Genomic DNA, 25,983 nt, shown 5'->3' on the forward strand with positions numbered 1-25,983 from the left:
ATTAAACGGAGGACGTTTCATGGTTAAAGAAATAGATTTACAATCAGTTCAAGGTACCATGCTTATTCCACTATGGGGACGAGCATATGGTAGTGAGAAAAATAAGGATATTTTAGATGATACGGAAGCTATTCGGATTATTAAAGAATGCGACTTTGATTTCTCTAAAATAGCAGATACATTTGGCGAATATGGATGTATCACTTACATTACCCGTGCAAGAAAAATAGACGATACTATTAAACAATTTATTAGAAAACATCCGAATGCTACTATAGTAAATATCGGTTCTGGACTAGACACTACTTTTTCAAGAATTGATAACGGTACTATACAGTGGTATAACCTTGATTTGCCTGATGCGATCGCTTTCCGCAAAACATTAATTGAAGATACACCACGAAATATAAGCATTGCCAAATCATTCTTTGACACTTCTTGGTTCAACGATATAAAATATGATCCAAAAGACGGTATTCTTTTTATATCAGCAGGTGTGTTTTATTACTTTAAAGAAGAGGAACTGAAGGAGATAATTGTCGCTATGGCAAAACGTTTTCCTGGAGGAGAGTTATATTTTGATGCTGAATCCAAGTTCGCACTGACACTTTCGAATGCTACTGTAAAAAAATCTGGTAATAACGGCGCTATGATGTATTTTTACGTAAATAATCCAAAGACAATAGAAAAGTGGTCTTCTAACATAAAAATATTAAGCTGCTCCCCTTTCTTTAAACATATACCTACAAATAAAGATTGGGATGGAAGTACACGAATTATGATGCGGATTGTAAATCTAATAAAGATGTTGAAGTTCGTTCATATACGGTTTAAAAAATGATAAATCTATAGCTTATATATTAATCATATACAAAAAAAGACCTCGATTTTATTAAATTCATATAATAATAGGATAGTTAGTCCATTATGAGGGCTAATTATCCTTTTTTATTTACATAATGAATGAAATAAGTAAGTAAACAATAAATATTTAGTTTAATCAGTATAATAAAGATATAAAACTTGAAACGTTCGATTGGTTTTTGGAGGGAGACAAAGCCTCGGTGCGAAGGCAGCACTCCGCTTTCGAGGACATTAAATAAACAATCCTAATTTGATTAGAGGCAGCCTTAAAGATAAACAAAGGACGGGAGAGTGTTTTAATGAGAGTTCACGAAATACCCATTGTTAATAAAAAGGCTTACCTTTTACCGAATGTGGAAGGAGTACATGCTTCAGTTATAGTTTGTCACTATTTGGGTTATAAATCAGTCATTTTATCTTTATCTGGATTCTCCCCCAAACTAATGCGCTTTTCTCCTTTTCAATAGTTTCGAGTTAGGTCGGGCTCTCTAAAGATTGCGTACGTTCCAAACAATCTCACCGCGCTCGTCCCACGTACTGTGATGCCTCTCAAATCCTATCTTTTCTAACACCCTGAAGGACGCAACATTCCAAGCGCCTACAGTCGACCAAAGTCTGTGGCGCCCGGTAGCAATCGCAGCGTCCAGCACAGCGGATGCTGCCTCAGTCGCATAGCCTTTACGATGAGCACTGCGGAACAACTCGTATGCGATTTCCGGCTCTTCCAGTGTGGAACGACCGATAATCAAGCCACAGTATCCGATGAAATCACCTTCGTCTCGTCTGCGAATAGTGAGAAGGGAAATGCCATTTTCGACTGCTCTCTTGCGCATCTCGATAAGCTGGCTACGAACGGCGTCAAGGGTTGGCATATCCACACCACGTTCGCCAATTAACTCTCTCATCCAGGCTGAATCGGATTCCTCCCACATACTCAGATCAAGTCGTTCAGTTTTTAGCTGGAACTCCATAGCTTTAAATAAAGCTGTCATAGTGGAAACCTCCTAGTTATATCACTGCACTCATAATAGCTTCGCATCTCATCACCACATCAGGTTGGAAAATAGATTCGCGAATCTATTTTCCAACTCTCGCGAGAGTTTATAGCACAGTGTACAAAAAATTAGTGTTATTTTATGCATAAGTACTTACCCTACCAAATAGACCTTTTTGTCAAACTTTTTTCAAAACTAACTATAATATAAAGGCAAAAACATATTGTACATATCAAATAGGTCCTTTCCTTTCCTTTACTTTTATTGACTTCAACAACTATAACCTAAATATAATTCGGGCGAGGTCTTCTTTATTTATCTTTCAACTAAGCTAATTGCTAACTCACGTTTGTATCGAATAGATGTGAAACCTTCGCTTACAGGTAGCCCATAAGCTGGTCTTTCATCTTGGTATTTAAATCCAACTGCTTCATAAAATGGAATTCCCATATCATTATCTTTTGCAACTGAAACCCATTGTTCTTTTGCACCACGTTCAATTTGATCATTTGTAATTATAGACAGTAATTCTGTACCAATGCCTTCTCTTTTTCTATTTGGATTTAAATATATTACAAATAACTCTGCTGTCTCTTTACCAGTGAAACCACCTCCACCAGCACCGAGTATTTCTCCATTATCACTTGCAACAAACCAGCCATTCCACATTCCACTCTTGGCTAATATTTAATATTTCATTTCTCACCCTGTCATCATTGTAAAATTCCTTAATCGTACTTTCTATGTATTGCTGAGGCAACAAACCTGGGTATGTATTTCTATAACCGTCTGAACACACTTTAATAATCCCTTGTATATCTTCTACTCTTGCTTTTCTGTATTCAATCATATTGCATCCTCCCCAATTATAAATAAACAATTCACAACTTATATAATTCAATATTCAAACAATTAATCCTATCCGTGTTTTTATACTATATTTCTAAAAACTCTATAATCGTTTCACATACATTATCTGTTTCTTCGATATCTGGAAAATGTGCACTATTTTCAAATATAACAAGTTTACTATTTTTCATATGACTCGTTATCCTTTTACTCATTTCCACACCAGTATTATAGTCATACACTCCAACAATGACACATGTATCTTGTTCCAAATCATTAATGCGCTCAATCAGCGGTACAATTGATTTCGTTTCAAAAATAACTTTACTCATCTTCCCTGTATTATTTAAATGACTTTCTTCCCAAAGACTACGATTTAACTTTGCAAATTCTTGATTTTTAAACAATAGCCGATCAACAACTTCAGTATCAACAATGTTCCAAACTTGATTGTTTTTTTCTTTCAAGGAGATTTCCGACTTACTAATTATAGATATTTGTTCTTTCATGTTCCCTTCCGTTACTTTTAGGAACCCTTCTATCTGCACCTTATACACTTCATCATAATCGTCTAATAATGGTGCCTGTAATACCATTTTCTCAACTGCTTCTGGATATGTTAAAGCATACTCTAAACAAAGTTGTCCACCAAAAGAATATCCTAACAAATTTACCTTGTTTATATTTAATCGCTTTCTTAATTCCTCTAAATCTTCTGCTAACGTATTTATAGAATAGGCATTGTCATCTTGAGGTGCCTCGCTACGCCCACAACCTCTTTGTTCATAATAAACTACAGTTAAATATTCTTCTAATTTCATTCCCAGAGTTCTCTCAAATACATAATGATTACCACCTAGACCTCCATGTACAATAATGAGAGGAACTGTATTATGAGCTGCCCCTGCAACTTTACACCAATGCTTAATACCGGATACATCTAAATAAAGTTCACCATCTTTTAACATATAATGAATCACTGTGCGTCTCTCCCTTATGTATAATACCCTTACTATTAGACTTTTATTTTTAACTAACTACTAAATGTATAAGTTTTCCTTCCGACTAAGTCCTACTCCAAAATGAATTTTATCCCACCACAAATCGAGATCCCATTCACTTATATTTTTTCTTTACATACTTAGCTCTCCCCTTTAAATTGATATTAATTTTTCAACGGGCGAATAAACGCTACATTTTTCCATATAAAGTCCAAACAAATAGTACAACGAAAGCTGTACCCTTATACAAAAAAGGTACAGCTTTTTAACAACATACACTAAGAGGTTTATTATCCTAACTAAATCACTTTCACATGACTTCAATAATTCATTTGTTAACATGCATTTCAAATTCTTTCGATACATTGAATTCGTATTATTGATTAATTTATATAATCAAATAAATAATTTTTAACTACGCTATATTAACACCTTTATTCTTCAAAATAAACTTTCCAAATACGAAACGTACAAGAGGTCCCATTATTATTAATTGAAGTGGGTACGCCATAATAAAATTTTTAATAAAGACCGAAAAATAAATTGAAACGAATGAGTCACCATGTACCCCATTATGTAAATACATCATAGCCATTCCGTAAAATGACATAAAGAATACCATTCCGATTACCATTGTTGTTGCCATCGCAATAATCATGTTTACTTTTTTTGATTTATCAAATGGTAATGCAAATACAATCTTTTTCGCACACGGTCCAACGATACATATTTCAATTAATAGCGCAATAATAAATCCAATTATTAGTTCTAATGCGATCTCCTTAATATGAATTGGCCCTCCTGCTCCATTCATTAATAAATTGTAAAACGTCATGACTATAACCATCCCAAGGCACATCATCATACCAAATTGGAGGTTTTCCTTTCTTGTTGTTGGCAATTTTCATCATCCCTTCTCTTTGAGTCTTTGTCATTATATCGATATTGGAAACTCCTTCGTAAGTGAACATTTTGTGAACATTTTTAAAGCGTTTACGTGCATTTCTTCCACTCTTCACTCCAATCCTCCCACTTTATAACTTTTCACTTATAAATGTTTTATATATATTAATATTGAATTATTAAATTTAACATTGAATTATATGATAATTACTACTAGGAGGATAACCATGAATGAACAAGGGTTTTACGTATATCACATCGTTACAAGGAAAACAATGCATATCGGACAAATCATTCACTTTGATAAAAATCAAACTAATACCCTCTATCACTTCTTTTTTGAAAGAGAACAATTAAATTCTAATGATGAAGACTCCATTCAAATTTTAAAAGGGCATTATATCAATGAGGAATTACATATAAATAATGAAAATGCTAAAGTAGTTATGAATTATGTGGATCAAACAATTAGAGCGGTTAGAGAAACGATTGTGGAAATGGTTAGGCTGCAAGAATTTCCTGAATACCCGTCAAGGTTGTCTTGCTTATATGCTTCCCAAAGCTATGAAGATGCTTTGAAATGGAAAGCGCTATTTGATTCTTACAATCGAGAAGTTTTGCAGATTGTTAAACTACGAGTGATCGGTAGTTCTTTTGAAGGTGACGGAAATTTTTTACCGAAAGAAGATGGTATTCCTTTCGCTCAAAAAATTGAACAGGCTAGAGAGTATTGGAAAGGAAACGTTAGAAATGAACTTCCTGAGCTACTGATTAATGGGAGAATTGAAGTAGTGGAAATTATTGATGATTTTTCGTCGATTCATATTTAATTAATATAGGATGGAGATTAAAATGATGAAAAAAGTGTACTTCAATCATGATGGTGGTGTAGATGATTTAATTTCATTATTTTTATTACTTCAGATGGACAACGTCAAACTTACAGGTGTTTCGGTTATCCCTGCAGATTGCTATTTAGAACCAGCAATGTATGCAAGTCGTAAAATTATCGATCGTTTTGGTAAAAGTAGTATTGAGGTAGCAGCGTCCAACTCTCGTGGGAAAAACCCATTTCCAAAAGACTGGCGGATGCATGCATTTTATGTAGATGCTTTACCAATTTTAAATGAGTTTGGGAAAGTTGTTACACCTGCATCAAAAAAACCTGCACATCATCATTTAATAGAGACTCTCCTACAAACTGATGGAAAAACAACTGTATTATTTACAGGGCCCCTGACTGACCTTGCTCGTGCATTATATGAATCTCCAATAATCGAAGATAAAATTGAACGTCTCGTTTGGATGGGCGGTACATTTCGTACTGCGGGAAATGTACATGAGCCAGAACATGATGGAACAGCCGAATGGAATTCATTTTGGGATCCCGAAGCAGTAGCTCGTGTTTGGGATGCTAATATAGTAATTGATTTAGTAACTCTAGAAAGTACTAATCAGGTTCCACTAACTTTAGACGTACGTGAACGTTGGGCAAAAGAGAGAAAGTATATTGGTGTTGACTTCCTTGGTCAATGTTATGCAATGGTCCCTCCTCTCGTTCACTTTTCAACTAACTCTACCTACTATTTGTGGGATGTATTAACTACTGCATTTGTTGGAAACACTGATCTCGTAAAAACAAAGACGATTACTAGTATCATTCATACATACGGACCCAGCCAAGGACGTACAGTGGAAACTGCTAACGGAAGACCAGTAAATGTCGTTTATGATGTAAAACGTGATGCATTCTTTGAATATATTACTGAATTAGCTAAAAAAGCTGCTAATCACAACCAGTCCTGAAAGTGGTGTAAACCCAGATGATGGGCCAGCAAAAAGATTTAGAAATTGGTTGGGACTAAATATTTAATTATTAAAAAGAGTATTGAATTAATTTTCAATACTCTTTTTGTACAGTTACATTGCATTTGGTCAGAATAAGCATCAATTTAATTAGAGTTAGATTTTACAGATTAACCATTTCATAACCATTTACAAAATACTCTATTGTTTCTAGCTCATCTTCATTTAATTCTCTATCTAGTTCTTGTTTATATGCTGCTTTTATCTTCTCTTCATCGCCTTTATGTGTTTCCGTATAAGTTCCTACTGTTTTTAGCAAATGAATTTCTTGTGAAAACTCATCCCGATTTATAGCTGTCCCATGGGAAAGAATATATGTCTCAGCATCAAATTTCTCTAATTCTTGTATCAGTTTAAACGTTCGTTTCGTTGTATAGTTCCGCTTTGCAGAAAAGATATCTGCATATATACAGTCTCCTAAAAACAAAATCTTTTCTTCTTTAATATAAATAACAACAGAATCATGTGAATGGTCTCCGCCCACATGCTCTAACACACATGTCACATCACCAAGGTCTAATTCAAGTTGTTTCTGAAAGGTTAAGGACGGCGGAATAATTTGAATATTTCTTGTTTGTTCACTGAACTCTTTTTTTATACAATCCGCACAAAATTCAATTTCTGTACCTTCTTTCACTCGTGCGTCCAATGCCTCATCTGACCACTCATAAGAAACAAGTGCGTTCATCTCTTTTTTTGTTTCAGAATGTGCGATAGACAATGCATTTTGTAGTACAGGCAATCCAAAAATATGATCCCAGTGCCAATGCGTCAATGCTACAAAATCAGGATTTGAGATATTTTGCTCTTTTAGCATTTCTAAAAACAATTGTGCATGTGCTTCTGAATTACCTGCATCTATCATCAAAGTCTTTTCTTTTCCAACTACCATTCCTAAGATAGGTCTATCTGTCTCAGAAACAGGTGTCATATACCAAAATGCGTTTCCTATTTTTTTAATTTGCTGCATAACTATTGCCTCCATTTTATGACTGTGTAAAAATTCCCATCCGAGAAATTTCTTTATTCTTTATTTTGATTACTAGTAAATAACAATGTCAGAAATGAAATCATTCTACATTTTTTATTATCTAGTGAAATACAAATACTAATTTTTACAAAGGCATCCTTTCTCAACATTTGTTACTTTTAATCTATTTTACTCTACAAATTTACATTTAAATTATATTACAATCTGTATAAATGAGATACATTTTACAATATCCAAGAGGTGTTGAACCTTGAATACAAAGGAAACAATCATTCCCTATTTCGGTAATGTGTTAACAGATAAAGAGTTGATTAATCAATGAATTTAATGAGGAAGGCTACCATGTTATCAGCTGAATAAAAGCAGCAACTATACAGTTGCTGCTTCCAACATTTCTTTTTGTATTTCAACACGTTTGATTTGGTGAGGGTCTTTAGAAAGAATTTTAAACGCATACCCTTCGCTATTCACTGTTTGTCCTTCTTGGATATCATAATTCTGCATCAGAATCCAACCACCAATCGTGTCAACATCACTATCATTCATATGTAATCCTAGTAAATCATTTAGTTCGCTAATTAATACTTTACCTTCTACGACAACATGACCTTCATTCATTTGCTGGATGGGCGGACGCTCATCTTCATCGTATTCATCACGGATCTCTCCTACAATCTCTTCCAGAATATCCTCAATGGTTACAATACCAGCCGTACCGCCGTATTCATCATATAACACAGCCAACGGAATACGTTTTTTTTGCATTTGTAGTAAAAGATTATGTATTGGTATGGTCTCAATTACTTCAATTACTGGACGCGTATACGATTGAATAGAACTGAATTCTTTTGTTTCCTTATTCATATAACGGATAAAGAAATCTTTCACATTCACCATACCAATGATTTCATCTTTATCTTCCCCAAATACTGGGTAACGTGTGTACTTTTCATCACGGATTATTTTCATATGGTCTGCTAAAGAATTATCTACATGTAGCCCTATAATTTCTGTACGAGGGACCATGATTTCTTTCGCAATACGATTATCAAATTCAAAAATATTATTTACATATTTGTATTCAGCTTGATTAATTTCTCCACGTTCATAACTTTCAGAAAGAATCAATCGTAATTCTTCTTCTGTATGTGCTACATCATGCTCTGATGCAGGTTTTAAGCCGAACATTCCTGTTATCATCCTTGCAGAGCCATTTAACAAGCGAATAAACGGATACATGATTTTGTAGAACCAGATAAGCGGAGCCGAAAGTAATAAAGTAACCTTCTCAGCTTTTTGAATCGCCAATGTTTTTGGTGCTAATTCACCAACTACAACATGTAAGTACGTCATTATAGTAAAAGCAATTCCTAAAGATAATACACCTGCAATGGAAGGATTGATGTTCCACTTATCAAATAAAGGATGTAAAAGTCTCTCAATCGTTGGTTCACCTAGTGCCCCGAGTCCCATTGCTGTAACTGTAATCCCTAATTGACAAGCTGACAAATACTCATCCAAGTTTGATGTCACTTTCTTAGCTGCCAGCGCACCCTTCTTTCCTTCTAATACAAATTGATCAATCTTTGATCCTCTTACTTTTACAATAGCAAACTCAATTGCCACGAAAAATGCAGTACATGCGATTAAAACCACTACCATGATTAAATTAAATATGTCCAACTAATTCCCTTAGCTTCCTTGAAACTAAAGGATTCACCTCCTGATATATTTTCTCTTTCCAGACCTACTTCATACACATTAACATGAGATTGTATAAAATCTACATTCTCAAAATGATGAGGGGTACTCTGAGAAAATTGAGGTCATTTAGCCACCTATCCGAGTCAACATCTGAGTCCAATACATTTCCACCGCCTTGATTAAATTATCTATATGTTAGCATGAGAAATAAATCCCAGTCAACGTTAACATTTTGTATCCCCTGAAATTTAAACAAAAATCTTCTCTTTCCTGTTACATAAAATCTCTTAATGCGTGCATCAAACACTATAACATACCCTTCGCTTCCACTAACTATATTATTTTTTGTTCATTATTTACATTCCTTCTCACAGTAAAAAATAAAGCGCAGTAATTTTTATCAGACTTTTCGAAAACACTTTGACACACATATTAGCCAATGCTAATATGAATGAAGAATAAACATATTAGTAATGACTAATACGATTGGAGTGAATACGATTGTGCAACTCAAATGACTTAGATATTAAAGCCAAATTTATTCGAGGCTTTGCTGATAAAACTAGACTTCAGATTCTTCAATGTATGTTAGATGGTGAAAAAACGGTATCCGAAATTGTAGAAATCACTAAAGGAAATCAGTCAAATATCTCACAACATCTGAACTGTTTAAAGGGATGCGGCATCATCCTAGGTAGACAAGAAGGAAAATATGTCTACTATTCCTTACGCAGTACACAAATTGAACAGTTACTTACAATGTTCGATATTGTCTTTCATGAGGTACAAAATGAAGTAGCATCATGTGATAAAAACGATGGTTGTTTATCTCAAAAAGGAGAGAACTGATATGACAGATAAAAAGGAGAGCGAAAAACAAACGAATTGCTGTCAAGATTCTTCCATAGCATCCCCAAAAGAAGAATTAGCAACGGAAACTGCATCTTGTTGCTCTTCAAAAAAAGAGATTCCTATTGTTCCAGTTGCTAAAAACACTTCTTGTTGTAATGGTGAAACTAAAACTGAAAACGAAGAAACTACAGATGAAGCAGCATCGTGTTGTTCTTCAAAAAAAGAGATTCCAATTATCCCTATTACTAAGAAAATCTCTTGCTGTAGTAGTAACAACAATTCTATTAAAACTGAAACCTGTTGTTCATCTGAATTAGACCTACCCAAAGAACCAGTGACATCAAAATCTTCTTGCTGTAGTGATAGCTCATGCGAAGACCCGTCACCTATTCTTAATACTCAGAAAATATCAGGAGATGGCGTACAAACTTATCTTGTAGAAGGTATGGATTGTGGGGCATGTGCTTTAACAATCGAAAAGCATCTCCACAACGTTTCTGGCGTGGAAGAAGTTCGAGTAAACTTCGCTACTGGAAAAATGCATATTCGTCATGACCGAAATGTGGATGACATTATAAAAGAAGTGTCTAACGCTGGATTTGAAGCGTCTCTAGCTGGAGCTCGTAGAGGATCAACACCTGTTTCCAAATCAAAAAATACAACTTTAATTCTCTCAGGGTTATTTTTAACTTCAGGATTTGGAGGAAGTTTTACAACCATATCGCCTCTTCTTATTACACTTCTCTATGCGGCTAGCATTGGTATTAGTGGTTATAAACCTGCTAAAAGTTCTTTTTATGCAATTAGAAGTAAATCACTCGATATGAACGTTCTCATGATATCGGCCGCTATTGGTGCTGCATTAATTGGTCAATGGCTAGAAGGCGCAACGGTTGTTTGGTTATTTGCACTAGGGGCAACGCTACAAAATAAATCAATTGAACGTACACGAGAATCTATTCGTGGATTAATTGATTTAGCACCATCAGAAGCTTGGGTAAAAGTTGGAACGGAACTTACAAAAAAATCTGTTGATGATATTGCAGTCAATACAACGATTATTGTGAAGCCAGGTGAAAAAATCCCATTAGACGGAACAATTACAGGAGGTACTTCTACTGTAAACCAAGCCCCGATAACTGGTGAATCTATCCCAATCGATAAACAAATTGGCGATTCCGTATATGCAGGAACTATCAATGAAGAAGGTTCGCTTGAGATTACAGTAACCAAACTTGTTGAGGATACTACGTTATCTCGAATTATTCATCTTGTGGAGGAAGCACAGGAAAAGAAAGCACCGACAGAAGCATTTGTGGATCGTTTCGCAAAAATCTATACACCTATCGTTTTTGTATTAGCAATTGGTGTCATGATTATCCCTCCCCTTCTTGGTATGGGCGAATGGATGGAATGGTTTTATAAAGGATTAGAACTTCTTGTTGTTGCGTGTCCTTGTGCTTTAGTTATCTCAACTCCTGTTGCTATTGTATCTGCAATTGGAAATGCAGCAAGAAACGGTGTACTCATTAAAGGTGGTACAGCTCTAGAAATTGCAGGTTCTTTAAACGCTATTGCGTTTGATAAAACAGGAACCTTGACTGAAGGAAAACCAAAAGTAACGCATGTACGAAGCTTAGATTGTACTGAAGATGCGTTATTATCCATCGCAGCAACAATTGAAGAATACTCTAATCACCCCATTGCCAAAGCAATTACAGCATATGCGAAAGAGCATCATACTTCTATCCATAGTGGAACGGACTTTCGCGCCATTGTAGGAAAAGGTGCGCAAGTAACGATAGATGGCGAAACATACTATGCTGGAAATAAAGCATTATATGAAGATTTTGGAGTTTCGCTTCAAATGTGGAATGAACCGATTCAGGAGATGCAAAGAATTGGTCAAACCGTAATACTTGTTGGAACGAACAAAGTCATTTTAGGAATGATTTCAGTAGCAGATTCCATTCGTTCTACTACTTATAGAACAATTCAAGAATTAAAACAATCAGGTATTCGAGAAACTGTTATGTTAACAGGAGACAATGAAGGAACAGCTGAACACATTGCACAGAAAGCAAAAGTAGATCGCTATTTTGCTAACCTACTCCCAGAAGATAAGGTTCATTCTGTCAAACAACTTCAATCTGAAGGGAAAACAGTGGCTATGATTGGGGACGGCATAAATGATGCCCCTGCCCTCGCTACTGCAAACCTAGGGATTGCAATGGGCGGTGCAGGAACTGATACCGCAATGGAAACGGCAGATATTGTATTAATGGCAGACAATCTTGAAAAACTTCCATATACAATGAAACTAAGTCGGAAAGCATTGCACATCATAAAACAAAATATTTGGTTCTCATTGATTATTAAATTTATCGCCCTTGCCTTTATCTTCCCAGGGTGGCTTACTCTTTGGATGGCTGTCCTAAGTGATACAGGCGCTGCGCTTATTGTAATCCTTAACAGTATGCGTTTATTACGAAACAAATAATAAGATTCGGGGCTACCTAGTAGCTCCGTACCTTAAATATATTTTGAAAGGATATACATATGAAAAAAATGCGTGTAATTAGATTACTTATACTTATTTCCCTAATTACGATTTTAGGAGCCTGTAGTGATAATAAACTAAGAGATTCACTCAATTGGGATGTAGAAAAGTTTACATTTACAGATCAAAATGGAAAAAAGTTTGGTTCATCTGAATTGAAGGATAAAGTTTGGGTAGCCGATTTTATTTTTACAAGTTGTGAAACTGTTTGCCCTCCTATGACAGCTAATATGGCAAAACTTCAAAACATGTTGCAAAAAGAAGGTATTAAAGATGTAGAGTTTGTATCGTTTAGTGTAGACCCTGAAGTGGACACACCTGAAAAAATAACAGAGTTTATGAAAGTATATGAAATGGATGCGAAGCGAACTCATTTTCTAACAGGTTATACACGACCAGAAATTGAAAAGTTTGCAAAAGATAACTTCCAAACACTTGTAACTAAACCAGAAAATAATACACAAGTTATACATGGTACAAGCTTTTATCTTGTAGACAAAGATGGAAAAGTTGTGAAGAAGTATTCAGGCCTTCAAAACACACCGTATGAAGACATGATCCGTGATATTAAAAGAATTCGCTAAATAAAAACCGCTTATTATGTTTCTATTAAACTTTAAAAATCCGAGGTGTTTACATGAAAAAAAAGAAAAGCTCTCACATAAAATTATTGTTCGTTACTACACTAATCATTTTCGCTGCAATTACAGCTTTCGTCGTGATGAATAAAGAAGAAAAAGTTGCTACAAATAAAGTGGTAAAAGATTTACCTCCTATCGGTAAACAACCTACTTTAGGAAAAGAAGATGCACCAGTCTCTGTTATTGAGTTTGGCGATTTTAAGTGTCCGGCATGTAAAGCATGGGGTGAGCGTATCTTCCCTCAGCTCCAGAAAGACTATATCGATACAGGGAAAGTTAAATTTTCATATGTGAATGTTTTATTCCACGGAAATGAATCTAAATTGTCTGCTTTAGCTGCTGAATCCGTTTATAAACAAGATCCTCAAGCATATTGGAGCTTCCATAAGGAATTATTTAACGCACAGCCAGAAAATCATGATGATCCATGGATTACTCCTGAAAAACTATTAGAAATTACAAAAACATATACACCAAGTATTAATGCTGCTCAACTTGAAGAAGATTTAAAAAAACAAACAGAACAAGAAGAAGTAAATAGAGATGAAAAACTAACACAAGATTATGGTGTAGAACAAACACCAAGCATTGTTGTAAATGGAACAATGTTATCTGATCCTTATGATTATGAACAAATCAAAAATTTAATTAAAAAAGCATTGAAGGAAAAGAAATGATGAATACAACAAAAAAGAATTTTGAATGGCGTAATTACACCTTATATATGGCATGGATTGTTTCAATGATCGCTACACTAGGTAGTCTATTTTTCAGTGAGATTCTTGGATTCATACCATGTGAATTGTGTTGGTTCCAGCGAATTATGATGTATCCACTCTGCATTATTTTAGGTATTGCCACGTTCTATAATGAAAAGAACATAAAAAAATATGTATTACCGATTTCTATTATTGGTGGAAGTATTTCGCTTTATCACTATGCAATACAAAAAATCCCTGGGTTTTCAGAGATTAATCCATGTGTTCAAGGTGTCCCTTGTAATTTTGATTATATTAATTGGCTAGGTTTTATTACAATACCATTTTTAGCTTTAATTGCCTTTTGTTTCATTACTTTGTTTATGGTGTTAACGAAATCAAAAAAGAATTAATAAGAAACAATATGTAAATTGAAGTATTACATATAAAGGAATTTCTACAGAGAGGAGACAGTATGATGTCAAAGACCATACCTGTAGTTTTATTACTAAGCCTATTAATCGGCTGTAGTTCCGTTAATGATTCATCATCAACTAAGAACAACACTACACAAAATCAGGTACAAGAAACAAAAAATAAGGGTGAACATTTCAAAGACGATACGCTAGAAACAACAGCTAATGTAGAAACCCTCCCTTCCTTCTTATCATCAGCTAAAAATAGACAAGTCTCGCAAATTTATGGAATGGTTGGAAAAGACATCGAGCTCTTAAAATGGATTCCTTGTTACTGTGGATGTAACGAAAACTCCGACCATAAAAGCAATAAAGATTGTTTTATCCGTGAGATTAAAGAAAACGGTCAAGTTACATGGAATTCACATGCGATGAATCACGCAGAGTGTGTAGATATCGCTTTCCAAGCTGTTTTAATGAAACAAAATGGAGCATCCACCTTAGAAATTCGAGAATACATTGACAAACAATATAAAAAAGAAGGTATAAACGTTACTCCAACACCGATGCCGAGTGCTTAATACATCTAAATACTAAAAAATAGCCATCGATATATCGATGGCTATTTTTTATGCAAAAGTATCCTATTTACTATTTAACATAACTATTTAAATATGACACAAGTAAAATAACAAACTTTATATGAACCTTGTAAAAAGAAATGTTTCATAACATACACGTTACACAACAACCGTACTTAATTTAATTAAAAAGATTCTCTTTAAGGATGCTTAATTTTTTCTACTGAATTCTCTCTTCTACAACATGCATACTGTTCCTATTTCAAAACTCGTTAGCAATCTTTGAAAATACATTTTAATATCTATATACTCAAAACCAAAACATACTTCTCATTAAATCTTGTATTTATAATAAATGGACAAAAAGTGAGAAACCCCATGGGGATAATCCTTCTGTTTTTCAACTTCTTCGGTCTAGAGTTATGAGAAAGATATAGAAAATCAAAAAAAATTGGAAAGAATGAACCGCCAATTTTTTGAAACACACATTTTAGTGTAGGAATAAATACAATCTGATAATTGCATCCGATAATACATCATTACATCCACCAAAACGGATAAATATACATTCATACGACTAAAAACCCATTTATCCCTAGGTATACTAATAATTGTCACTTACCAAGATTCTCACAAAAACTATCTTTTCTTCTGGCAAACTACCACCATAGAATAACAATCCTCCTGCAACTCATTCCCCTCCCAATCATTGTATATCTGTAACAATTCAAACCCATTCGCTACAAGTAATCTTTCTAATTCTTGCGGATACGTATACCGAAGATCTATTGTTGTTTTCAGTTCCTCTACTAGCGTATCCTCCTCATAAAACCTTCTTGTTGTTGTGTAGTGCTGTATTTGCTGAATTGAATCATAATTCATCTCAGTATATAAATCACATCTTCTTCCCTTTTCATCTGTAATAGTTGTCCAATATTCTTCTCTAGATGGTTGTATTAATTCTTCCTTTGACGGAAAACGTGTATCACATATGAATATACCATTATCAGTTATTACATTATGAATCGATGCTAATAATTGATTTTGATGTGTATTAGTAAGAAAATGTTGGAATCCATGTCCTACCATAAATGCTAACGGAATTGTTTCTTCGACGCTCAATTGTAAGCAGTCTTGCTGTAACCACTTTATATTCTTTAAACTCACAGATTTACTCTTCGCTTCAGCAAGCATTCCTTCATGTATATCTATACCAATCATTTGATACCCTTTTTTGATAAAAGGAATAGTGACTCTCCCTGTTCCACATGCAATATCTAAAATCCATTCATTTTGTATATTTAGTTTTTGCGCCCATGATAGTAAAAACGGAAAATCTGACAAACTTTTATTTTCTACATCATATCGTTTCGGGTTTTCGTATTCAGATAAACTCCATTTTGTTTGCAATCTTATTCCCCATTTCGCATCTTCTATTAAATACAATATACAGATTATGACGAATTAATAGATTTTTCTCTATAATCAAACACAATTATTTGGACTAATCTTCCTCCCCCATTAGTAAGCTGAAAACAAGGGGATAGAATTGGAGTGTGATGATATGGAACGTTTATGGATTCCAATAATCGTTACGTTTTTTTCGTTCGGTGGATTACTATTAGGAGGTGCTGTTGGAGTAGCAACACGCCAACTAATTGAAGAAAAGATGCATCGCTTATACGCATTATGTGGTGGGATTTTGCTTGGGCTTTTATCACTTGAAATTATTCCTGAAACATTTTCAAGCTATGAAATAATTGGGCCTATGCTCGGTATAGCTATCGGTATTTTAGTTATGAGCTTATTAGATAACTATTGTCATCATCCAATGATACATAAAAAGGATCAACAAGCATGGCAAACCTTTCTTTTTCTTTCTTTCGCTATATTCATTCATAATATGCCGAGTGGGTTTGCGTTAGGTACAGCATTTACGAATCATAATGACTCTGCCATTCCTTTCTTACTTGCGATTGTCATTCACCATATTCCAGAAGGGCTAGCCTTAATTATTCCATTTCTCTTTACAAAACATAAATACATTTCATTTTTGTTAACAACTTTGTTACTTTCCCTCATCCTAGGGACCGGTACTGTTTTTGGCATTATGATGGACGGGAAAGCTCTCCATTTACAAGGACTTATTATGGGAAGCGCAATTGGTTCTCTTGGCTATGTCACAATTCACGAAATGCTCTGGAAAGCAAAAAAACAGCTACCTTTCCTTCCGTTCCTATCGTGGTCTATAAGTGGATTTTTACTAATAATAGTCTTCACTCTTTTCACTGGCCATCATTAAAACAAATAAGTTATATCATTTGTATATTTTTCCTTTTTCTCCAAAACATAATAGTATCTACCTATTATAAGGAGGAACGATTATGTTTGGGAAAACAGCCGGTGAAGCATTAGTGGATCTTTTAATTGACTGGGGCGTAGAACACATATATGGTATGCCTGGAGATTCCATCAATTCTATAATTGAAGCTTTAAGAAAAAAACAAGATAAAATTAAATTTATTCAAGTTCGCCATGAAGAAGCTGGCGCGTTAGCAGCGGCAGCCTATGCGAAATTAACAGGAAAACTTGGTGTTTGTATGGCTATTGCAGGACCTGGGGCTATTCATTTATTAAATGGTTTATACGATGCAAAACTCGATCAAGCTCCTGTACTAGCAATTTCAGGACAAGTAGAAAGCGATTTACTCGGAACGGATTTTTTCCAAGAAGTAAACTTAGAAAGAATGTTTGATGACGTTGCGGTTTATAACCAACGAATAATGTCAGCTGAACAGTTACCTGCTGTAGTGAATCAAGCGATTCGAATGGCATATACGAAAAAAGGTGTCTCTGTTCTTACAATTCCAGATGATGTTCCAAAATTTGAAGTGAAAAATGGTGCACGTATTACAAACTCTTCCTTTACATTACCAGAAATTTTTCCGCAAGAAGAAGATTTAACTGTAGCGAAACTCGCACTTAATGAAGCGAAAAAACCTGTTATTTTAGCCGGGAAAGGGGCTAAACATGCGAGAGAGTCTTTACTTGCATTTGCAGAACATATCGGTGCTCCAATCGTACTGACATTACCTGCTAAAGGGATTGTTCCTGATGAACACCCTCTTTGTATCGGTGGATTAGGATTAATTGGGACGAAACCTTCTTATGAAGCAATGAAGCATGCAGATACTTTAATTATGGTGGGCACTTCTTATCCGTTCACTGGTTTCTTACCCGAAAAAGCAAAAACACTTCATATTGATACAGACCCCGCACAAATCGGGAAACGTTATACGACAGATATCGGCTTAGCTGGTGATGCTGATAAAACATTAAAATGGTTAATTGAAAATGTAGAAAAACACGAGGACCATTCCTTCTTAGAGCATCATCAAGAAATGATGAAAAGGTGGGAAGAAAAATTACACAATCAAGAAGAAGATTCTTCGACTCCAATTAAACCACAGCGAGTTATGCATGCACTGCAGAAAGTAGCAGAAGATGACGCAATTCTTTCAGTCGATGTCGGAAATGTAACAGTATGGACTGCAAGGCACTTCCGTATGACAAACCAGAAATTTATCATTTCTAGTTGGCTTGCAACACTTGGCTGCGGTTTACCTGGTGCACTTGCTGGACAAATTGCTTTCCCGGATAAACAAGTGTTTGCAGTTTGTGGTGACGGTGGGTTTGGAATGACAATGAATGACTTCGTAACAGCTGTTAAATATAAACTACCAATTGTTGTCGTTGTATTAAACAATAATAAAATTGCTATGATTAAATTTGAACAAGAAGTTATGGGAAATATTGAATTTGGTACAGACTTAACGAATCTTGATTTCGCAAAATATGCTGAGGCGTGCGGTGGTATTGGATACCGAGTAGAACATTTAGATGACTTACTTCCCGCCTTTGAAAATGCAGTTAAACAAAATAAACCGTGCATTATTGATGTAGTTGTAGATGTAAATGAAGCACCAATGCCAGCAAAAATCACATTTGGTCAAGCAGCTGGTTATACGAAACATATGATAAAAGAATTATTTGAAGAAGGTAAGATTGATCTACCTCCACTTTAAAATATAAAAAAGGTAGCTGAAAACTTTTTGTCTCCAGCTACCTTTCCCTATTTTGATACCTCTCTATGAAATGAAAAATCATTCACGGTAGGCTGTATTTGTTTCTCTACTTTCACTTCTTTATCCCTCCGTTTCGCTCTTCTAACATTCCCTAATTTAATTGCATCCTGCATACTATTACTAATAAGATTTCCTGACAAGATTGTCATACTATAGAAAGCAATCGGAATAAGTACAATCCATGTATGAGTAGTTAAGTGACGGAAGTTTTGACCAATTAACCCTGTCCATTCTTTTGTTACACTATCTGCATCTATACCGCCAAAGATTATTGTTCCGCCAAAAAATAATCGCAACAAACCCAGATGTAAGAGAAGTAATAAAGTGCTAACAAATTGCTGGGCTACTAATAAAAGAAATGATGGTAACATATGCGGCCATACATGGCGTTTCAACCTCTGCCACTTACTTCCGCCGAGCACAGTGGCCGCCAACATAAATTCTTCATTCTTAATACGCTTGACTTCTTGCGCTACATACAACATAACTGTCGGTACTGCAAGACATGCAAGAACTATAATTTGAAATGCTACTCGCAAATAAAACGGCACAGCTTCCTCTCCACTATTAAACGTTAAAACTTCATTTAACATAAAATAGGAAATCATAACCATCGGTACAATACTAAAAGGATCAAAAAAAGATGAGATAATTGGAAATGTGCGTTTACTGTACATACCAAGTAATAAACCAATGCCTCCCCCAATCACTACACGTAAAACTGCAATAATTATACTCGCTCCTATTGTCCATTTCGCTCCTTCTATTATTAACTGAAATAAATCACGACCTTTGTCATCACTTCCGAACCAAAATTTACTCGATAGTGAAAACGGAGCGGCCTCCAATTCGCCTTTTTCGTTATACATCATCGTTAGTTCACGAATATTCCCATCGAAAAACAGCGTATTTCCAATACTAACAATCATAAGAACACTTAAAAAAGTTACACCAAACCAAAATCTTATATCTCTTTTAACAACTTGCCACATATTATACACGCTCCTTTATAACATTTTGTAAAAGCGTATGTAATAAACGAAATAGGATAAAGATCGGTACATATAATATAATTAAACTTACTGTGAAAATTTCTGTATTTGAATGTTCTTTTACGAATACAAACATTCCATATGTGTTAAAAATCCATTCAATAATATATAAATTGGATAGCATGAATAAAATATTTGTTTTAGCATAATAAATTGTCGTCAATAAAACATTTCTTGAAATATGATGTGTCAAAATATGCCGTAAGCTTAACCCTTTACTCTTGGCAAACATACTATAATCTTTCTCTAATTCTTCTCTGAACCTTAATAACAAAAGTTTAATAAACAATAACGTTGTTGGTATTGTAAGACATATAATCGGTAACAAACGTACTCTTTCTTCCCCTAATCCAGCAAGTTTGATTGGCATAAATCCTGTTTTTTGAAAAATAATTACGACAAGAAGTTGCGATAATAAAATAAGTAGAATATCTGGTATGCTCTCAAGGATAAGAAAAATCCCATTCCATATTCTTTGTTTCATATGAGAACGCTGCAGCACAAAAACAACAAGTACATATGCTATACATAAAGAGAGTAAAAAAGCCGAAAGAAATACTATCATCGTTTCAATATAATGGATCCAAATTTGCGGAAACAATTTTTTCGGTACCTGAAACCCATATGTAATTTCAGTTGGATGAAGTAATTTCTCTCCTACATATATGATTGCATTCCAAAAACCGATTAAATCAATTTGCAATCCCTTAAATAACCGAGGGAGTGCACCTAGACAGATTATACATAAGATTGCAGCAAATAATTGTAAACAAGTAATTCCACACCACTTAGCAGTTCGCATCAACATAACTATTCCCCTTACTTTTTTAATAGAATATTCAGAAATAAAAAGTTGGACATATTACATCTCTTCAGCTATACCCTGCACTCTCTTTTGCCCACTAGGTAATATAGCTTGATAAAGGCACGTAACAGATAATAATAAACCAAATAGAGCATACAAACTATTTACCATTTGATTAATACCTGTTGCTGCACCGTATTGATCTAACAAGTAAAACATTACAGAAATTCCGGCAATCATAGAACCGAGTCGCTCTAAAATATTTGCTAGAAAAAAGCGTGCATACACTTTCTTTCGAAATAACTGTAGCATTTCTTTCATACTCAATATCCTTTCTCTCGACAAAATATTATTATTTCAGTCATTTATCGGAAGTCTTGCTATATTTTTCGACCATTATCCAATCTTTTCCTTCTTTATAAAAAACAAGCTAAAAAAAAAGACCCTTGTTTGGTCTTATCCCTGTCAAGTAGACAGTATTAAAAAGACTAAGCAGCCATCGAGATTCGATATTCTATCGGAGCTCGATGGTTGAGTCGTTTTTGGAACCGTTTATAGTTATAAAAGTAAATATATTCTTCAATTGCTTGTATTAAATCTTCTTCTGTTTTAAAATGATTCAAATACAACATCTCCGATTTAAAATGGGAGAAAAATGACTCGATACAGGCATTATCATGGCAGTTTCCTTTGCGAGAGTGGCTGCCAATGATACCTAAATCTAAAAGTCGTTTGTTGTAGGCATGAGATGTGTACTGGAATCCCTGATCTGAATGGAGAATGGTTCCACGCACATCTCTTTTTTGTGCCAACATTTCAATTGTATCTAATACAAGTTCATTATCATTGCGCTTGGATATTTTCCAAGAAACAACTTCGTTATTATAAATATCTTGGACAACAGAAAGATACCGAAATCCCTCTTGGAATCGTAGGTACGTAATATCTGTAACAAGTGCTTCATTTTGTTGACGATTTTTAAATTCACGGTTTAAAACATTCGGAAAAACATTGGAATAGTTCCCTTTAAAGAAGCGACGCTTCTTCCGAATAATAGACTGAATGTTGAGCTCACTCATTAAGCGATATACCTTTTTGTGATTTATAAAATAACCTTTTTCTTGTAAAGCGATTTTCATACGTGGATAACCATATTCCTTGTGCTTTACGTGAATAGATTGTATTACCTTTTTTAATCGTTGATCGGACTCTAGTCGCATGTTTTTTATGCTTTTTGTATGAATCCACTTATAGTAACTTGAACGATGTACACCCGCAAATTTAGTAAGCCATAGAACTGGATATTTTCTCTTTAATGATTCAATGATACGATATCTCTCTTTATATTTTGGTACGCCCCCATTTACAGATTTGGATACTGCTTTTTTAAATATTCAACCTGAGCCTTATAGTAGTCACGTTCCTCTTCAATGGTGTTGAAATGAACACGTTTGCCTTTTAAAGGGTTTGGTATCCCTTTCATTCCACTATTTTTCCCACGAGCATCTGTAATTTCACCACATTCTTTATATTTTTTTACCCAATTTTTAAGTTGTGTAGAGCTTTTAATCTGATATTTCTCCGTTATCATATCGTAGCTTCCTTCTCCGTTTAAATAACTTTGAACAGCTGATAACTTTACTTCTTCCGAGTATGTATTAAATGTTGTACCTTTTTTTGCCATGAAAAATCCCCTCCAAGTAATAGTGTAACATCCATGTTTATACATGGTCTTTTTAACACTGTCTACCTAAAGGGGATAATATCATGTTCATAAATACAAGAGTCTTTACATTTTTCTTCGCTTCACGAATTTGTCGTGGATATTTATCTAAAATCTTTAAAATTCTCGCTAATACCTACTTAATCTCTCAATTTTTTTAATTTCCTAAAGTTCGGATACATTTGATTTACTTGACGAATGTTTCGCACATCCATTTATAAAACTTTTCCTTCTCTTCAAATTGCGGATAATGGGCTGATTTCTCAAAAGTAATAAATTCTTTTTTATCCGCTTCAATCATATCAAAATATTTTCTTGCTGCAAGAAATGAAGTATTATAATCGTATTTTCCCATAAGAAAATAAAACGGTAGATTCAGCTTAGTTACTTTAGTAGGTAATGGATTCTTTAAATCTTTTTCTAATAAAACTGTTTGAGAATAGGATAATCCATAGTTATAACGAATTACGTCAAACAAGTTATATTCATTACTGAATAACATCCCCATGTTATCACCATCTGGATTTTCAATGAGTCTTGATGTTCCACCATATTTCGCAACATAATTTCGCGGAGTATATGTATCACCATTTTTAATTTTTTCAGTTAACCCTTTTAAATGTGAAACCTCATCCGCATTCCCAGCATTTTGTGCCTGTTCAATAACGTAGTTTAAACTATCCATCTCACTTTCTACTGTATCGCTCATCTGTCCAATGCCAATATATGCTTCATATTTTTCAGGAGCTTTGTTGGCAGCCTGTATTCCAATATATGTACCATAAGAATGGCCTATTAAAATTACTTTTTCTTTGCCTAGACGTTTTGAAACGTAATCCGTCATAGCTAATAAATCCTCCACGAGTAGATCTGATGAAAGGTTAGAATAGTCTTCAAAGAAATGATACGATTTTCCACTTGCTCTTTGATCGTAATTGACAACCGTGAATTTCTCTTCCAATAAGTCTTGGTATTTTTGAGCATATGGTATTTCCGAAGAACCTGGTCCACCATGTACAAAGATAATAACTGGATTACTCTTATCTTTGCCGCGTATCATAATTTCATGACCAGTTCCATTTATCTCTACTTGTTCTAATGTACTTATACTGTTTTTGACCTTTATTTGTGAGGTCCATGTAGGAAATACCAACGCTATGATTAGTAATAGTATAGTAATGACTCCGATAAGTTTTATTAATTTTTTTATCTTCCTCATACAACGTTTCCTTTCCTTTAAATTTATAAAAATATCAATTCCATCTAAATTTGTTTGTACATTATTAGTCTCCCATACACTTCTTAACTTTCCACTACATAAACCCTTAACATTTCCTTAATTTTCTATATATTCATTACAGAAAGACTTGGAAACATCTCGCATACACGTATTTATGTATCACAAACACAGAAAAAAGCCCTTGTTTTCATAACAAGGACCCTTTCGTTAAACTATTTCACCACTTCTTCTTTCGGCATTACCATACCTTTATACAATTGAACAGTTATCCAGTAATAGATGAAATAAATTACTAAGAATATCCCTATTGGCACCCACACTTTCACAAACGGATCAACTAATATAAAGCTGAATAAGTTAAGCCCTACTAAAACGTGGGAGATTCCAATAATTGCTGGGAAGATAAATAAATATGAAATCTCTTTATATATACTTTTTGTTAACATACTACGTCTCACACCAATTTTTCGTAGCATTTCATAACGGCGTACATCACGAGAAGCGCCTGTTAATATTTTGAACATAAGAGAACTCGCCATCATTGCTAAAAACGCAATTCCAAGGAAAAATCCCATAAACATTGTTCCGCTCATGAAACTGTTCACGAACTGATAAGTTGTCATTTTCGTATATAATTCTACTTTTGTACCTGTTATTTTTTCAATTTGTTCTTTTTGTCTCTTATCTATTTCGATTAATAACTGTTTATACTTTTTCATATCATCTACTTTTGCTAATGTTACAGTATGTTCTGTTCCTTGAATTCCTTTATAATGCTCTTCATCTGCAATTCTTACCGCTTTTCCGTTAAATTGATTATGTGTAATTTGTATCTCTCTTACAACCGCATCCTCCCAATCTTTTGGCATACGAGGAAGCTTATTTGCTACTTCAGGAGCTTCCAGAGCAGAATATACAGGTTCAGTTAAAGGTTCAGCCACGCGTTTACGAGCAGGTTCTTTTAAAGTTTTTGTATCAAAATGATCTGAAATAAGTGGTGGTTTTTCAGTTAAGTCGTTACGTAAGTAATACACCGCTTCTCCATCTACTTTATACTTATACTTGCTTTCTTCAACAATTTCCATTTCTTTTAATGCTGCTTTATCTTGTTCATTTGGATCATGAATTACGACATCATATACACGTGAGAAGTCTGTCATAATGCCTACATTCTTTTGAAACGCCATACCTGCTGTCATTGCACCTGCACCTAATGCAATTAACATCGCTACAGTGCCTAGTACTCTCGATAAACTAGTTACTCGAAAACGTAACTGTGCATAAGTAAAACTATTTAATCCCGTTTCATTTCGTTTTTTATTTCCCTTAATTTTCATTACAAAAAGTGGGAGTAACGAGCTAAAAATGAAATACGTTCCTACTGTCGTAACAATTGTCGCTATTATAAATCCTAGTTCAGCAAACATTTTTATATTCACCATAAAATAGTATCCTGTACTTACTAGCAATACACCTAGTACTGTCATAATAACAGTGCGAATCTTACTTTTCTTCACCTCATCTTGCGTTTCATCTTCACGTATTAACTCTAATTCTGTTTTACGTAATAATCGGAAACTATTCATTAAACCAGTAATGAAAAATAATATTAAGAAGAAAATAGATGTAACTAATATAGCTGGTGTGTACACAGATGCGTAATTACCTTTTGCTGAAATTTCCATCCCATTCATTAAAAAATTTCCTGCTACACTAGCAAGTACTATTCCTACTAAAATACCGATAATAATACTGACAATCCCCATACCAAAAGTCTCAATAAATAATAATTGCGCTACTTTTTTCTTTTTCGCTCCAAGCATCATGTACATACCGAGTTCTTTTCTTCTTAATGTAAGTAAAAAAGAATTGGCATATATGATGTAAAAAACTGTAATGAAAGAAAGCAATATTGCACCAACCCAGAAGACGAGCCTAATACTACTAATGAGACTATTATCTTTTGTAAATTCACTATTCATCGCCATCGTTTGGAACATGTAAAAAATACTAATACTAATGACTAGACCAATAAGTAACACCATATAATCCTTTAACATTTTTTTCATACTATGACGTGATAATTTGAATAACATA

At 34.3% G+C, this 25,983-nt stretch carries 23 protein-coding genes and 2 pseudogenes; 11 read left to right on the forward strand and 14 right to left on the reverse strand.

The window, feature by feature from the left end; translation table 11 throughout:
* Nucleotides 1-19 precede the first annotated feature (19 nt).
* On the forward strand, nucleotides 20-841 hold the full coding sequence (locus MKX77_RS12405; RefSeq protein ID WP_341306798.1) for a class I SAM-dependent methyltransferase: 822 nt from the start codon (nucleotides 20-22) through the stop codon (nucleotides 839-841).
* Between the two features lie 511 nt (nucleotides 842-1,352).
* Here MKX77_RS12405 and MKX77_RS12410 read toward each other — a convergent pair.
* The 5 genes and pseudogenes from MKX77_RS12410 to MKX77_RS12430 all read right to left on the reverse strand — a co-directional run bounded on the left by MKX77_RS12410 (nucleotide 1,353) and on the right by MKX77_RS12430 (nucleotide 4,728).
* Nucleotides 1,353-1,856, reverse strand: coding sequence for a GNAT family N-acetyltransferase (locus tag MKX77_RS12410; protein WP_341306799.1), 504 nt, complete (start codon nucleotides 1,854-1,856; stop codon nucleotides 1,353-1,355).
* A gap of 318 nt (nucleotides 1,857-2,174) precedes the next feature.
* Nucleotides 2,175-2,709: pseudogene (locus MKX77_RS12415) on the reverse strand (GNAT family N-acetyltransferase).
* An 85-nt stretch (nucleotides 2,710-2,794) separates the two neighbouring features.
* The gene (locus tag MKX77_RS12420) at nucleotides 2,795-3,676 is read right to left on the reverse strand and encodes an alpha/beta fold hydrolase (protein WP_445819114.1); all 882 of its coding nucleotides are present in this window, start codon (nucleotides 3,674-3,676) and stop codon (nucleotides 2,795-2,797) included.
* 448 nt (nucleotides 3,677-4,124) lie between these two features.
* Nucleotides 4,125-4,574 (reverse strand): DUF2798 domain-containing protein, encoded by a 450-nt coding sequence (locus MKX77_RS12425; RefSeq protein ID WP_341307961.1) that lies wholly within the window; start codon nucleotides 4,572-4,574, stop codon nucleotides 4,125-4,127.
* Complete coding sequence (locus tag MKX77_RS12430) at nucleotides 4,492-4,728, reverse strand: hypothetical protein (protein ID WP_341307994.1); 237 nt, start codon at nucleotides 4,726-4,728, stop codon at nucleotides 4,492-4,494. Before MKX77_RS12430 ends, MKX77_RS12425 begins: the two co-directional genes overlap by 83 nt.
* A gap of 111 nt (nucleotides 4,729-4,839) precedes the next feature.
* Between MKX77_RS12430 and MKX77_RS12435 the strand changes: the two genes are divergently transcribed.
* Nucleotides 4,840-5,442 carry a DUF2441 domain-containing protein gene (locus tag MKX77_RS12435; RefSeq protein WP_341306801.1) on the forward strand — a complete coding sequence of 201 codons (603 nt, stop codon included), beginning with the start codon at nucleotides 4,840-4,842 and terminating at the stop codon, nucleotides 5,440-5,442.
* A 22-nt stretch (nucleotides 5,443-5,464) separates the two neighbouring features.
* Nucleotides 5,465-6,418, forward strand: a complete 954-nt coding sequence (locus tag MKX77_RS12440) for a nucleoside hydrolase (RefSeq protein ID WP_341306802.1) — start codon at nucleotides 5,465-5,467, stop codon at nucleotides 6,416-6,418.
* Between the two features lie 163 nt (nucleotides 6,419-6,581).
* On the opposite strand, the gene MKX77_RS12450 is transcribed toward MKX77_RS12440, so the two are convergent.
* The gene (locus MKX77_RS12450; protein WP_341306803.1) at nucleotides 6,582-7,448 is read right to left on the reverse strand and encodes an MBL fold metallo-hydrolase; all 867 of its coding nucleotides are present in this window, start codon (nucleotides 7,446-7,448) and stop codon (nucleotides 6,582-6,584) included.
* A gap of 390 nt (nucleotides 7,449-7,838) precedes the next feature.
* Complete coding sequence (locus MKX77_RS12455; RefSeq protein ID WP_341306804.1) at nucleotides 7,839-9,152, reverse strand: hemolysin family protein; 1,314 nt, start codon at nucleotides 9,150-9,152, stop codon at nucleotides 7,839-7,841.
* 522 nt (nucleotides 9,153-9,674) lie between these two features.
* On the opposite strand from MKX77_RS12455, the gene MKX77_RS12460 reads away from it, so the two are divergent.
* The 6 genes from MKX77_RS12460 to MKX77_RS12485 all read left to right on the forward strand — a co-directional run bounded on the left by MKX77_RS12460 (nucleotide 9,675) and on the right by MKX77_RS12485 (nucleotide 14,921).
* On the forward strand, nucleotides 9,675-10,022 hold the full coding sequence (locus MKX77_RS12460; protein WP_341306805.1) for an ArsR/SmtB family transcription factor: 348 nt from the start codon (nucleotides 9,675-9,677) through the stop codon (nucleotides 10,020-10,022).
* Nucleotide 10,023: 1 nt separating this feature from the next.
* Nucleotides 10,024-12,525, forward strand: a complete 2,502-nt coding sequence (locus tag MKX77_RS12465) for a heavy metal translocating P-type ATPase (protein ID WP_341306806.1) — start codon at nucleotides 10,024-10,026, stop codon at nucleotides 12,523-12,525.
* Nucleotides 12,526-12,584: 59 nt separating this feature from the next.
* Nucleotides 12,585-13,169, forward strand: coding sequence for an SCO family protein (locus MKX77_RS12470; protein ID WP_341306807.1), 585 nt, complete (start codon nucleotides 12,585-12,587; stop codon nucleotides 13,167-13,169).
* 53 nt (nucleotides 13,170-13,222) lie between these two features.
* The gene (locus MKX77_RS12475) at nucleotides 13,223-13,903 is read left to right on the forward strand and encodes a DsbA family protein (RefSeq protein WP_341306808.1); all 681 of its coding nucleotides are present in this window, start codon (nucleotides 13,223-13,225) and stop codon (nucleotides 13,901-13,903) included.
* The gene (locus MKX77_RS12480; protein ID WP_341306809.1) at nucleotides 13,900-14,337 is read left to right on the forward strand and encodes a disulfide oxidoreductase; all 438 of its coding nucleotides are present in this window, start codon (nucleotides 13,900-13,902) and stop codon (nucleotides 14,335-14,337) included. The genes MKX77_RS12475 and MKX77_RS12480 overlap by 4 nt, the downstream gene beginning before the upstream one ends.
* Before the next feature lie 65 nt (nucleotides 14,338-14,402).
* Nucleotides 14,403-14,921: a PCYCGC motif-containing (lipo)protein gene (locus MKX77_RS12485; RefSeq protein WP_341306810.1), complete on the forward strand. Its 519-nt coding sequence runs from the start codon at nucleotides 14,403-14,405 to the stop codon at nucleotides 14,919-14,921.
* 639 nt (nucleotides 14,922-15,560) lie between these two features.
* Here the strand turns inward: MKX77_RS12485 and MKX77_RS12490 are convergent.
* Nucleotides 15,561-16,331 carry a class I SAM-dependent methyltransferase gene (locus MKX77_RS12490; RefSeq protein ID WP_341306811.1) on the reverse strand — a complete coding sequence of 257 codons (771 nt, stop codon included), beginning with the start codon at nucleotides 16,329-16,331 and terminating at the stop codon, nucleotides 15,561-15,563.
* 154 nt (nucleotides 16,332-16,485) lie between these two features.
* Here MKX77_RS12490 and MKX77_RS12495 point away from each other — a divergent pair, with 154 nt between their 5' ends.
* Together MKX77_RS12495 and MKX77_RS12500 are read left to right on the forward strand one after the other, a co-directional pair.
* Nucleotides 16,486-17,223 carry a ZIP family metal transporter gene (locus MKX77_RS12495; RefSeq protein ID WP_341306812.1) on the forward strand — a complete coding sequence of 246 codons (738 nt, stop codon included), beginning with the start codon at nucleotides 16,486-16,488 and terminating at the stop codon, nucleotides 17,221-17,223.
* A gap of 82 nt (nucleotides 17,224-17,305) precedes the next feature.
* Nucleotides 17,306-19,006, forward strand: a complete 1,701-nt coding sequence (locus tag MKX77_RS12500; protein ID WP_341306813.1) for a pyruvate oxidase — start codon at nucleotides 17,306-17,308, stop codon at nucleotides 19,004-19,006.
* 47 nt (nucleotides 19,007-19,053) lie between these two features.
* Here the strand turns inward: MKX77_RS12500 and MKX77_RS12505 are convergent, their stop codons facing one another.
* From MKX77_RS12505 to MKX77_RS12530, 6 genes and pseudogenes are all read right to left on the reverse strand, one after another.
* Nucleotides 19,054-20,058, reverse strand: coding sequence for an ABC transporter permease subunit (locus tag MKX77_RS12505; RefSeq protein ID WP_341306814.1), 1,005 nt, complete (start codon nucleotides 20,056-20,058; stop codon nucleotides 19,054-19,056).
* Nucleotide 20,059: 1 nt separating this feature from the next.
* A complete protein-coding gene (locus MKX77_RS12510; protein ID WP_341306815.1) occupies nucleotides 20,060-20,926 on the reverse strand; it encodes an ABC transporter permease subunit in 867 nt (288 codons plus the stop codon).
* 132 nt (nucleotides 20,927-21,058) lie between these two features.
* Nucleotides 21,059-21,244: pseudogene (locus MKX77_RS12515) on the reverse strand (ABC transporter permease); the annotation flags it as partial.
* Nucleotides 21,245-21,411: 167 nt separating this feature from the next.
* Nucleotides 21,412-22,607 (reverse strand): IS3 family transposase gene (locus tag MKX77_RS12520; protein WP_341306816.1). Its coding sequence is split into 2 segments (ribosomal slippage): nucleotides 21,412-22,301 and nucleotides 22,301-22,607, totalling 1,197 coding nucleotides; the frame shifts between segments, so codons are not numbered across the junction.
* 226 nt (nucleotides 22,608-22,833) lie between these two features.
* Nucleotides 22,834-23,865, reverse strand: a complete 1,032-nt coding sequence (locus tag MKX77_RS12525) for an alpha/beta hydrolase (protein ID WP_341306817.1) — start codon at nucleotides 23,863-23,865, stop codon at nucleotides 22,834-22,836.
* Between the two features lie 233 nt (nucleotides 23,866-24,098).
* A complete protein-coding gene (locus MKX77_RS12530; protein WP_341306818.1) occupies nucleotides 24,099-25,982 on the reverse strand; it encodes an ABC transporter permease in 1,884 nt (627 codons plus the stop codon).
* Between the last annotated feature and the right edge of the window lies 1 nt (nucleotide 25,983).

This window comes from Bacillus sp. FSL R9-9410 (assembly GCF_038050385.1).
In the GTDB taxonomy this organism is placed as follows: domain Bacteria; phylum Bacillota; class Bacilli; order Bacillales; family Bacillaceae_G; genus Bacillus_A; species Bacillus_A cereus_U.

Bases quoted from the DNA above. Each gene is read 5' to 3' on its own strand.
- MKX77_RS12410 (WP_341306799.1), bottom strand. From the start codon at position 1,856: ATGACAGCTTTATTTAAAGCTATGGAGTTCCAGCTAAAAACTGAACGA.
- MKX77_RS12530 (WP_341306818.1), bottom strand. From the start codon at position 25,982: ATGTTATTCAAATTATCACGTCATAGTATGAAAAAAATGTTAAAGGAT.
- MKX77_RS12475 (WP_341306808.1), top strand. From the start codon at position 13,223: ATGAAAAAAAAGAAAAGCTCTCACATAAAATTATTGTTCGTTACTACA.
- MKX77_RS12480 (WP_341306809.1), top strand. From the start codon at position 13,900: ATGATGAATACAACAAAAAAGAATTTTGAATGGCGTAATTACACCTTA.
- MKX77_RS12510 (WP_341306815.1), bottom strand. From the start codon at position 20,926: ATGTTGATGCGAACTGCTAAGTGGTGTGGAATTACTTGTTTACAATTA.
- MKX77_RS12495 (WP_341306812.1), top strand. From the start codon at position 16,486: ATGGAACGTTTATGGATTCCAATAATCGTTACGTTTTTTTCGTTCGGT.
- MKX77_RS12440 (WP_341306802.1), top strand. From the start codon at position 5,465: ATGATGAAAAAAGTGTACTTCAATCATGATGGTGGTGTAGATGATTTA.
- MKX77_RS12425 (WP_341307961.1), bottom strand. From the start codon at position 4,574: ATGATGATGTGCCTTGGGATGGTTATAGTCATGACGTTTTACAATTTA.
- MKX77_RS12420 (WP_445819114.1), bottom strand. From the start codon at position 3,676: ATGTTAAAAGATGGTGAACTTTATTTAGATGTATCCGGTATTAAGCAT.
- MKX77_RS12450 (WP_341306803.1), bottom strand. From the start codon at position 7,448: ATGCAGCAAATTAAAAAAATAGGAAACGCATTTTGGTATATGACACCT.
- MKX77_RS12405 (WP_341306798.1), top strand. From the start codon at position 20: ATGGTTAAAGAAATAGATTTACAATCAGTTCAAGGTACCATGCTTATT.
- MKX77_RS12465 (WP_341306806.1), top strand. From the start codon at position 10,024: ATGACAGATAAAAAGGAGAGCGAAAAACAAACGAATTGCTGTCAAGAT.
- MKX77_RS12435 (WP_341306801.1), top strand. From the start codon at position 4,840: ATGAATGAACAAGGGTTTTACGTATATCACATCGTTACAAGGAAAACA.
- MKX77_RS12525 (WP_341306817.1), bottom strand. From the start codon at position 23,865: ATGAGGAAGATAAAAAAATTAATAAAACTTATCGGAGTCATTACTATA.
- MKX77_RS12485 (WP_341306810.1), top strand. From the start codon at position 14,403: ATGTCAAAGACCATACCTGTAGTTTTATTACTAAGCCTATTAATCGGC.
- MKX77_RS12500 (WP_341306813.1), top strand. From the start codon at position 17,306: ATGTTTGGGAAAACAGCCGGTGAAGCATTAGTGGATCTTTTAATTGAC.
- MKX77_RS12505 (WP_341306814.1), bottom strand. From the start codon at position 20,058: ATGTGGCAAGTTGTTAAAAGAGATATAAGATTTTGGTTTGGTGTAACT.
- MKX77_RS12470 (WP_341306807.1), top strand. From the start codon at position 12,585: ATGAAAAAAATGCGTGTAATTAGATTACTTATACTTATTTCCCTAATT.